The following is a 9023-nucleotide window of genomic DNA, read 5'->3' as shown; positions in this document are numbered from 1 at the left end:
GCACCGTAGCTACCCGAAGGCGGCTCGACCCAGTCACCGATCGGAAAGAACAGCGCCTGCACCCCGGTGCAATGCCAGAATGTGCGCTCGTCGGTCAGGAACAGCGTGGCGTCCGTCATCATGTCTCTCCCTCGGGCGCGATGATCTTTTTTCCGCCCACGCTGCATGTTGCCAGCACTTCTATTGGCTGGATAGTGGAACGCAGTGTTCCCTTCGCAACTTCATGCAGCATTGCTGTTTCGCTGGTCGAGTGCTTCGGGGTCAAGTCGATCCGAGATGAGCAATGACAGGCCTGCCGGCAGGATGCGGCTATGAGAGCAGTTGCCGGCCAATCTGGCCCACCGCGATTGCCGCATGAAGCTTCACGGCAAGCAGCCTTGATGGCCATTTGACGGCTCGGCAGACAGTGGCGCTACAGCATCGCCAAGGATCTCGTTCAGAAAATCTGCATGTCCGGGTTCGAGGACAGCACCTGCATACAGATCGTATCGAGCAACGGCTGCATGGCCACGGGCTTGAGCAACAGGTCCTGTGCTCCCGCTTCCTGGCAGTCCTCTTGGATGCCCGAGCCAGTATCGGCTGTGATCACCACGATCGGGGTCGCCGCCTTGGCATCGGAACGCGATCGGATCTGGCGCGTCACTTCAAGACCATCCATTCCCGGCATGCGCAAATCGACGAGGACGATGTCGAACTCGTCCTGTTCGAATTTGGCGAGACCATCCGGCCCGTCGATGCCCTCTTCGTAGCCGATGCCGACCACCCCCAGCATGTCGCGGACGACCAGCCGGTTGATCGGGTCGTCTTCGATGTACAGCGCTTTGATCTGAATCGCATTCGCGTCGTCGGCCTGAGACGCGATCGGGGTCTGGCCCTGATAAGTCATGCTGCAGCTCTTCCTGTTTCATTGCCGGCACAATCGGCTGCCGGGATCATTGCGTTTACCCCCTCTCGCAGCGTGGCGGGGGACATCGGGCGGGAAAGGATCTTGGCAATGCCCAGTGCTTTGGCCTGAGCCTGCGTCTGCACCCAGGTTGTCGGCGCGGATCTGCGCGGAGGCCATATTCGTGAGGATGCTGGTGACAAGATCATCGCTGTCCATCGCACGCGCGATGTCCAATGCCTGCCGATACCGCGCAAAAGCTTCCGTATAGCGCTTGAGCTCGATGAGAGCGTCACCCTGATTGTTGCGCGCGGCAACCCGGATGGCGGGATCGTCGAACAGCTCTGCCGAATCGGCATAGGACTTGAGCATGCGTTCGTAATCGCCAGCTACGAAGTATAGGGTCCCGATGTACTGCAGCACTTTTGCCTGGCTGCGACGATCGCCTGTGGCCTCGAAGATATGGAAAGCGCGCTGATAGACCGAAAGCGCGGTGACGACATCGCCCTTGGCTCGGGCAATCTGGCCAATCGTCGCGAGCAGATCACCGTTGAGCTTCGATCCCGCTGCTTGTTGTTCGACCACCTGCAACGCCGCTTTGCCTCAGGGTCGCGGCCATGATCTCGGTTCGGTACATTTCGTCCTTGCGCGCTTTGCCAGCATCGCTTGGCGCCACCAGCGGTCTGGTATGATGCCAGAAGGACGTTATCGGACGATTAAGCGTCTCTGCTGCTAATACAGAAGTCAGGACTGCGGCTCACCAGTTGGCCCTGACTGGCCGCCAAAAGGGATCTTGGCCGATGCCCTTGCCGCCAGGATGGCGTGAGAATGACGGTTAGCGCCAAGTGGGCTCGGAACTACAGCAGTCGCGGCCGAACTCGTTCATCAAGCCAGAGCACTGCCAGTTTGCGCAAGCGTCATGGGCTTAATCGGGGATGCCGCGCGAAATGCCGCGAATTTTCAAGTTAATTCAAAGGCACTTGGCGGAGAGGCAGGGATTCGAACCCTGGATACGGTCACCCGTATGCCGCATTTCGAGTGCGGTGCATTCGACCACTCTGCCACCTCTCCGCGAAGTGTCGTTGAGCCAGCGCGAGGCCGTCCCGGTCGAGGAAGCGCGCCGTTAGCGCATGGCACTTCGCTTGCCAAGGGGAAATAGGTGACACCTCCCCTACAATCCACGGCCAATGCACCAAGGCTCGCTTGTTTCCCTGCGGGACAGCCCTATATTCGCAAGCATGGACAGAGCGAGTTTCTTTTCGCCCCAGGCTGGCCGTCAAATCACGGCTCCCCACGTTTCCCGAGCGCGTTTCGCCATCGGCGATGTCGTGCGCCACAAGCTGTTCGATTTTCGAGGCGTGATCTTCGATATCGATCCGGTCTTCGCCAACAGCGAGGAATGGTACGAATCGATCCCCGCCGAAATCCGGCCCCCGCGCGAACAGCCCTTCTATCATCTCCTCGCCGAGAACGACGAGAACAGCTACGTCGCCTATGTCAGCCAGCAGAACCTGATGTCTGATGCCGAAGGCGGCCCCGTCGATCACCCTTCGGTGCACGAGATGTTCGAGGCTTTCCGCAACGGACGCTATCGTCTGCGCAGAGGCCTCTCGCACTGATCGCAGTTGCGGATGGCGGGCCTTGCCAGCCCGTCAGGCCTTGAGCTTCCAGCCTGACTGGAAGATGTAATAGATCGCGACCCACAGGACGACATTGAGCACGCCGAGCCCGATCGCCCCGTGCAGCACAGCCTCGTTGGTGGTGCCAATGTCGCTTTGACCAAGGAAACCGAAGCGGAACCCCGAGATCACGTAGAAGATCGGATTGAAGCGGCTGACTGTCTGGAAGGTCGGCGAAAGATTGCTGATCACGTAGAAGGTGCCCGAAAGCATCGACATCGGCGTGATCACGAAGTTGGTGATCGCCGCGTTGTGATCGAACTTCTCGGCCCAGAGCGAGGTCAGCACGCCGATCAGCGCAAGCAGGATGGCACCCATCAGACCGAACCAGATGACCGCCCAGGGGTGATGGACCGTCAAATCCACGCCCGGCCAGAACAGCATCGCGCCCGCAACGGCAAGCCCGACAAGGATGGCGCGCGTGACGGCCGCAGCGACGAGCGCGAGGATCAGCTCGGCGTTCGAGATCGGCGGCATGAGGTAATCGATAATGGTGCCCTGAATCTTGCCAACCAGCAGCCCGAAGCTCGAATTCGCGAAGGAATTGTTGATCATGCCCATCGCGATCAGGCCCGGCGCAACGAAGGTAGCGAAGGGTACGCCGAGCACAACGCGGCCTCCGCCGCCGAGTGCCAGGGTAAAGATCATCAGATAGAGCAGCGTTGTCACCGCCGGAGCCCAGATCGTCTGGGTCTGCACCTTGAAGAACCGGCGCACCTCCTTCATATAGAGGGTCCACAGCCCCAAGCGATTGATGCTGCGGAAGCGCAGCTGCCCGGGCGGAGGAAAGTCCCCCGCGCGGCTGGGTTGTTCACGATTTGCAGAGTCCCCGGTGAGGGGCCCAGAGATATCTGGAGTTGGTTGATCGGCCATGCCCGGTGCGGTATCGCGCATGCCGGAGCAAGGCAAGGCATTGAACTGCAAACCCCACCGGGTTTGCCATCGCCTCCAGCGAAACCTGCTGGCAGGACGCGTTTTGAAGGGTTTAAGACGGCATGAGCTGGACGGACGAGCGGATCGAGAAGCTGACCAAGATGTGGGAAGGCGGCGCCACTGCCAGCCAGATCGCCGAGGAACTGGGCGGAGTCAGCCGCAACGCCGTGATCGGCAAGGCGCACCGGCTTGGCCTCAAGGCGCGCCCCTCCCCGGTCAAGCCGAACGAGAAGAACGAGGCCGCGCCCGCAAAGGCGCCGCGTCCCGCGCCCGAAGCCGCTCCGCCCGAACCACGGGTTGCCTCGCCGCGCCCCGCGCCGACACCGCCTGCCGCTCCGCAGCCTGCAGCCGCCCCGCGTGCGCCGGCAGCGCCTGCCGCCACCACGCCCGCACCCGCACCGGCAGCCCCGGTGGCAAGTGCCACGCCTGATGTCCCCGCCGCGCCGCCGCAGCCGCGCATCGTCTCGGTCGGACCGGGCGGCTTCCTCCGCCAGGGCCCCGGCGATCAGCAGGCGCCGATCCCCCCTGCCCCGCCTCGCCGCCTCGTGCCCGCGCGGCCGAGCCAGGAAGTGGCCGACAAGACCGGCCTGCTCGATCTCAACGACCGCATCTGCCGCTGGCCGATGGGCCACCCCGGCGAGCCCGATTTCCACTTCTGCGGTGACAAGGTGAACCCCGGCTTCCCTTATTGCGTTGAGCACTGCGGCCGTGCCTATCAGGCGCAGTTGCCGCGCGGCCATCGCCGTCCGCCGCCGCCGATGCCCTTCGGCGGACCGCGGGTCCGCTAGGCCATGCTCTGATCGTTCGGTAGAGCTTGGCCTAAATCCGAAGGTACGGCGAACACCGATCGAAGCGGTCGGGTCAGTCCGATCCGGTCCAAAAACCCCGGAATCCTGCCCCTTTTAGCATCCACCCGTGGTTAACCCCGGGTGGATGCCGCCGTTCTCATGGGCATGAGCGAGCAGACATCAGACGAGAGCGCGCGCAAGTCGCGCTGGTGGCAGTGGTTTAGCGGCAGTGCCGAAGAGGATGCCAACGAACCGGGCAGTGACGGCGCAGCCTTGGGCGCGCGCGAAGTGACCACGCGAGAGGTCTGGCTCCCGGCCAAGCGGCGGATGATCAGCAAGATCGCCGATTTTCTGATCGACCATGATCTCGAAGTCTTGCCCAGCACGCTGACAGTTGCTTACGAATGCGTCACCGGCGGCGCACCGCGCCTCGCCCAGCTTATCCTTGAGCGCACCGAAAGGGGCCTGCCGATCACGCTCGGCTGGATCGAGGAACAGCGCGGCGAAAGTACGCACGACAAGAACGGCGAGGCGCTTGCCGTGCTGATGGGGCGGCTTGAAGACAGCCTCGATGAATTCAACAAGACCACGAGCGGTGCACGCAGCGCCACCAGCGAGTACAGCAGCGCCCTCAGGCAGCATGTCGACGACCTCGAGGGTGTCGGCCGTGCCGGGGTCGTGATCACCGAACTGGCGGCTCTCACCCGCGCGATGATGGAACGCAGCATCGCCATCGAAACCGAACTCGCCTGCAGCGAGCGCCGTGCGCAGGCGCTGCAGACATCACTCGAGGAAACCCGTCGGCTTGCCGACATGGACCACCTTACCGGCCTCCCCAATCGCCGCGCGTTCGATCACATGCTGGAGCGCGAGATGCGCGCGGCGCAGGAAAAGGGCGAAGCGCTGTGCGTCGCCTTCGTCGATATCGATCACTTCAAGCGCGTCAACGACACACACGGCCATTCCGCGGGAGACCGCGTGCTCAAGTTCGTCGGCGAAACACTCAACCGCATCGCCGATGCGCGATGCTTCGTGGCACGGCACGGCGGAGAAGAGTTTGCGGTGATCTGGCGAAATCACACGGTCGACAAGGCGTGGAAGAAGCTCGACGCCGCGCGCGAGGAGATCGCCGAACGCCGGCTTATCAACCGCGCCAACGACACGCCGTTCGGCAAGATTACCTTCTCGGGCGGGATCGCGGACGTCTTTGCCTATGCGGACAAGAGCGCCGCGCTCAAGGCCGCCGACGAAGCGCTTTATGCAGCCAAGCAATCAGGCCGCAACCGCATCCTCAAGGCCGGCGAGCAGCCGGACCCGCAGGAGGCAAAGGCGGCCTGAGGAGGAACACCACGTAGCCCGCAAAGCGCCGGTCGCCTGCCAGCGCTGCGGGCGGCGTCCACTCGCCGCCCTCCACCAGTGCGATCTTGTGCGGCAGCGGCAGCGTGTCGATGTGGCTGAACCACGCGGCATAGCCCGGGATCGTGGTTCGGCCCTGATAAGTCTGGATCACCACTTCATCGACAAGCCCGCCGAGCCGCGCCAGCTCCGCCGGATCGCCATTCGCGCTCCAGTCGAGCAGGCCGGTGATCGAGAGCCGCATGCCCGGCGGCAATTCGCGCCGCACCTGCTCGAGGAACGCGCGGTAGCGGGTCAGCCCTGGCGTCGCGGCATCGAAATCGATCTGCAGCCCTTCCAGCCGGTTTCCTGCCGCCCGCCAGCGGGCCAGCATCGCGCGGACCGCATCCCAGACACCTGCATCCCAATCGAGCCGCTCGGTGCGTACCGTAAGCCAGACCTTTGGCGGTCCGAGGTGCGGCACGCCCGCGCGCATACCGGTCAGCCGGGCAGGCCCACCGCGCCGGATCTCGCCGCCAAGGATGTAAAGCTCGCGTGCGCGCTTCACTGCAGGCGGGGGCGGCACCCCGGCCCAGAGAAAGAACCGGTCGTAGCGCGCCGGATCGACGCGCGGCGCTTCTGGCTTTCCGCAGCTTGCCAGCACCAGCGCGGCCAGCAGCGCCGCCCCTGTGCGTCTCACCAATAGTACTTCAGCTTCTGCGCCCAGGCGCTCCTGGGGAAATCGCGCTTGAGCCGATCGTACCAGGCCTTGCGCTGCGCGATCGGCACGTCTTCCCCGCCGCAGCCGTTGTAGCCCGAGGGGCCGTAGCAATTGACCGCGCGGAACAGCGCATAGGCTCGGTCCTCCGGCGCGCTGCGCGGATCGGCAATGACGGCGGCATAGATCGCCCCGCGTGCCAGCGGCTTGCCCGGAAACTCGTTCGCGGCCCCGCCCAATGCACCGCGTGATGGCGGTGTATCGAGCGTGGTGAAGGTGTCGAAGCCGTTGAGCCGCCAGAATTCGCCAAGGCAAAGCCGCGCGTGATTGTCGCGCGGATCAACCGCGAGTGCGGCGACTGTCCCTTGCAGTACCGGACAGGCAAACCCGGCCTGCGTCGTCCGCCCCTTGGGAAACAGACCCAGCGGCGCGGCATTGCCGGGCCCAAAGCCCCACAGCCCGTCCGTTGGCGCATCGCCCCGCACCAGCGTCAGGTTCGTGCGGAAGCCGGCATAGTCGCCTCGGCTCAACTGCTTGTAGAGCAGCGTGAACAGCGCCGCATCGCGCTCGGTCTGCGCCCGTTCCACATCGAGCGCCACGCGGCGCAGCAGCGCCGGGCCTGCCGAATGGGTCAGCAGGATCTCGCGCACCATGCGGTCGGTGATCGGTGAACCGGGCGCAAAAACATCGGCCAGCTTGCCGTGCCGCTCCCAATTCATTGCAAGGCCCAGCTCGACCGTGGGCCGCTGCCACAGCCCCTTCGCGCCGCCGAGCAGTTCGAGCCAGAAACCCGCTTCATTCGGATCACCCTTGGCCGCCAGGGCCTGCCCGCGCAGCACCTGCCGGCTGAACGCGAGCGGGGTGTAGCTCGCCTTGCGCGCTTCATCCGGGATCAGCTGGAGAACTCGCGCATAGTCCTTCGCGACATAGAACGCGTGGTTCGCCTGCAGGAAATTGTAGAGTTCCGGCGCGCGCAGGAAGCTCGCCTGCTGGCTGGCCAGCGCGGCCGCATCGAGCGGTGCCTCCGTGCCCGACGAATAGCGGTCATCGGGATCGGCGACGCGCATCGCCATGAGGTCCGCCGCCGCCAGCAGCAGCAAACCGCCGCCGCGCGGATTGGGATTATCGCTGGTGGAGAGGTACTTGCCATCCGCCTCGTTGATCAGATCGACGAGCGGCAGGCCGTCCTTGGGCCCTTCTGCGAACAGGCTCTCATAGCGCTGCCCCAGTGCGGCAAAATCGCCCGAGAGCCACAGCGCGCGCCGCTCCAGCCCCCGCGCGGAGGCGGCATAGCGGCCCTTGGGATAGGCCTTGAGGTAGTCTGCCAGCGCCGCCTTGCCGCGCAGGGCCGCTGCCTTGTCGACAGACTTGAGCCCATCGAAGAAGCCGTACTCGTCGATGCTCTTGGCCAGCGCTGCGCGGAGTTCAGCGCGGGCCACCATGTAGCGCGCGGTTTCCGCCACCCACGGATCCGGCACGCTGACGAGCGCGGCATAGCCGCTCGCCGCCTCTCCGTAGCGGGCATCGTAGAAGGCATCCGAGGCAGCGAGGTAGCCAAGGAACGCCTTGCCCGCAGCGCTGGTCACCGCAACGCCGGGCAGCACTGCCGGCAGCGCCTTGTCGGCGCAGCGCTTGGCGAGCTCTTCGCGCGCATTGGTCAGCGCCGTGCGGTCAGCACCAGGCATGGCGCGGTTGGCCGCAAGTGCTGCGGCAAAATCGGGCGTTCCTGCACGGAAAGAGTCGCACGGCCCCGAGACGACTTCGGCCGTTGCGGCGGCATTCGGATCAAGTGCAGGCACCCACTGGCGCGTCACCATGCCCCAATCGAGGAACATATGGCCGAAGCCTTCCTCGTCGTATTCCGGTTTGGGATACTCGGTGCCCCCAAGCCCCAGCCCCGCCGAATCGCGCAGCAGCGCCAGCAGGTTGACCCGGCTGTCGTTCCCCGGCGCGATCACCACGCGGTTGTGGCAGGCCTGGGCCCCGCCAAACAGCGACCAGGTCGGCTCGCAGCCCACGTCCGCGCAGGCCAGCGCCGCGCCCGATGAGGCGAGCAGCCCCGCCATGACCAGCCCTCTGGCGCGCTTCAGCTGCATCGTCGTCTCCCCCGCTCTAACTGCCTCCGCATGGTTCCCCGCCGTCCGCGCCAAGGCAAGAAAAAAGGGCCCGCGTTGCCGCGAGCCCCTCTTTCATCTGGCTGCAAGCCGGAGCGATCAGTCGTCCGACTTGAGGAACGCCGGGATATGATCCCCGCCGCCCTCACCGCCGCCACGCGGGCCGCGGTCACGACCACCGTCACGGCCGCCGCCACCATCACGGCGCGGACCGCGATCACGGCCACCGGGGCCGCGACGGTCACCACCGCGATCGCCGCGATCACCGCGCGGCTCACGCGGTTCGCGGGGCGGACGGGTGTCTTCGAGCTCGGCGCCGGTTTCCTGATCGACGACGCGCATCGACAGGCGAACCTTCCCGCGCGGATCGATCTCGAGCACCTTGACCTTCACGGCCTGGCCTTCCTTGACCACATCGGTGGGCTTCTCGACCCGCTCGTTGCGCATCTCGGAGACGTGGACGAGGCCGTCCTTGCCGCCCATGAAGTTCACGAACGCGCCGAAATCGACGATGTTCACGACCTTGCCATCGTAGATCTTGCCGACTTCGGCTTCTTCCACGATGCCGAGGAT

Annotated in this window: 9 protein-coding genes and 1 tRNA gene; 3 read left to right on the top strand and 7 right to left on the bottom strand. The window is 64.9% G+C overall.

All coding sequences use genetic code 11. From position 1 onward, the window contains the following. Positions 1–436 precede the first annotated feature (436 nt). From Q0082_RS00300 to Q0082_RS00290, 3 genes are all read right to left on the bottom strand, one after another. Entirely contained in the window at positions 437–886 is a 450-nt protein-coding gene (locus Q0082_RS00300; RefSeq protein WP_298188588.1) for a response regulator, read from the bottom strand. Positions 887–904: 18 nt separating this feature from the next. Next, positions 905–1468, bottom strand: a complete 564-nt coding sequence (locus tag Q0082_RS00295; RefSeq protein WP_298188592.1) for a tetratricopeptide repeat protein — start codon at positions 1466–1468, stop codon at positions 905–907. 396 nt (positions 1469–1864) lie between these two features. Further along, positions 1865–1954 (bottom strand) — tRNA-Ser (locus Q0082_RS00290). Positions 1955–2121: 167 nt separating this feature from the next. Here Q0082_RS00290 and hspQ point away from each other — a divergent pair. Further along, on the top strand, positions 2122–2502 hold the full coding sequence (gene hspQ / locus Q0082_RS00285) for a heat shock protein HspQ (protein WP_298188586.1): 381 nt from the start codon (positions 2122–2124) through the stop codon (positions 2500–2502). 33 nt (positions 2503–2535) lie between these two features. Here the strand turns inward: hspQ and Q0082_RS00280 are convergent, their stop codons facing one another. Further along, positions 2536–3435 (bottom strand): ABC transporter permease, encoded by a 900-nt coding sequence (locus Q0082_RS00280; RefSeq protein ID WP_298188590.1) that lies wholly within the window; start codon positions 3433–3435, stop codon positions 2536–2538. 122 nt (positions 3436–3557) lie between these two features. Here Q0082_RS00280 and Q0082_RS00275 point away from each other — a divergent pair, with 122 nt between their 5' ends. Together Q0082_RS00275 and Q0082_RS00270 are read left to right on the top strand one after the other, a co-directional pair. Beyond that, complete coding sequence (locus Q0082_RS00275; RefSeq protein WP_298188584.1) at positions 3558–4283, top strand: GcrA family cell cycle regulator; 726 nt, start codon at positions 3558–3560, stop codon at positions 4281–4283. Between the two features lie 165 nt (positions 4284–4448). Then, positions 4449–5621 carry a GGDEF domain-containing protein gene (locus tag Q0082_RS00270; RefSeq protein WP_298188582.1) on the top strand — a complete coding sequence of 391 codons (1173 nt, stop codon included), beginning with the start codon at positions 4449–4451 and terminating at the stop codon, positions 5619–5621. Here Q0082_RS00270 and Q0082_RS00265 read toward each other — a convergent pair. From Q0082_RS00265 to Q0082_RS00255, 3 genes are all read right to left on the bottom strand, one after another. Then, the gene (locus Q0082_RS00265; RefSeq protein ID WP_298188580.1) at positions 5575–6318 is read right to left on the bottom strand and encodes a DUF3142 domain-containing protein; all 744 of its coding nucleotides are present in this window, start codon (positions 6316–6318) and stop codon (positions 5575–5577) included. The two genes, Q0082_RS00270 and Q0082_RS00265, sit on opposite strands and share 47 nt — an antisense overlap. Then, positions 6315–8432, bottom strand: a complete 2118-nt coding sequence (locus tag Q0082_RS00260) for a hypothetical protein (RefSeq protein ID WP_298188578.1) — start codon at positions 8430–8432, stop codon at positions 6315–6317. Before Q0082_RS00260 ends, Q0082_RS00265 begins: the two co-directional genes overlap by 4 nt. Positions 8433–8549: 117 nt before the next feature. Then, positions 8550–9023, bottom strand: a 474-nt coding sequence (locus tag Q0082_RS00255; protein WP_298188575.1) for a S1 RNA-binding domain-containing protein, incomplete at its 5' end; no start/stop codon positions are given.

This window comes from Novosphingobium sp., from assembly GCF_027489515.1.
Taxonomy (GTDB): Bacteria; Pseudomonadota; Alphaproteobacteria; order Sphingomonadales; family Sphingomonadaceae; genus Novosphingobium.
Note: the sequence above shows the minus strand (reverse complement) of the source record. Positions and strands in the feature narration are given on the sequence as shown.

Coding starts and splice junctions, on each gene's coding strand:
- hspQ (WP_298188586.1), top strand. CDS start 2,122: ATGGACAGAGCGAGTTTCTTTTCGCCCCAGGCTGGCCGTCAAATCACG.
- Q0082_RS00260 (WP_298188578.1), bottom strand. CDS start 8,432: ATGCAGCTGAAGCGCGCCAGAGGGCTGGTCATGGCGGGGCTGCTCGCC.
- Q0082_RS00275 (WP_298188584.1), top strand. CDS start 3,558: ATGAGCTGGACGGACGAGCGGATCGAGAAGCTGACCAAGATGTGGGAA.
- Q0082_RS00270 (WP_298188582.1), top strand. CDS start 4,449: ATGAGCGAGCAGACATCAGACGAGAGCGCGCGCAAGTCGCGCTGGTGG.
- Q0082_RS00280 (WP_298188590.1), bottom strand. CDS start 3,435: ATGGCCGATCAACCAACTCCAGATATCTCTGGGCCCCTCACCGGGGAC.
- Q0082_RS00300 (WP_298188588.1), bottom strand. CDS start 886: ATGACTTATCAGGGCCAGACCCCGATCGCGTCTCAGGCCGACGACGCG.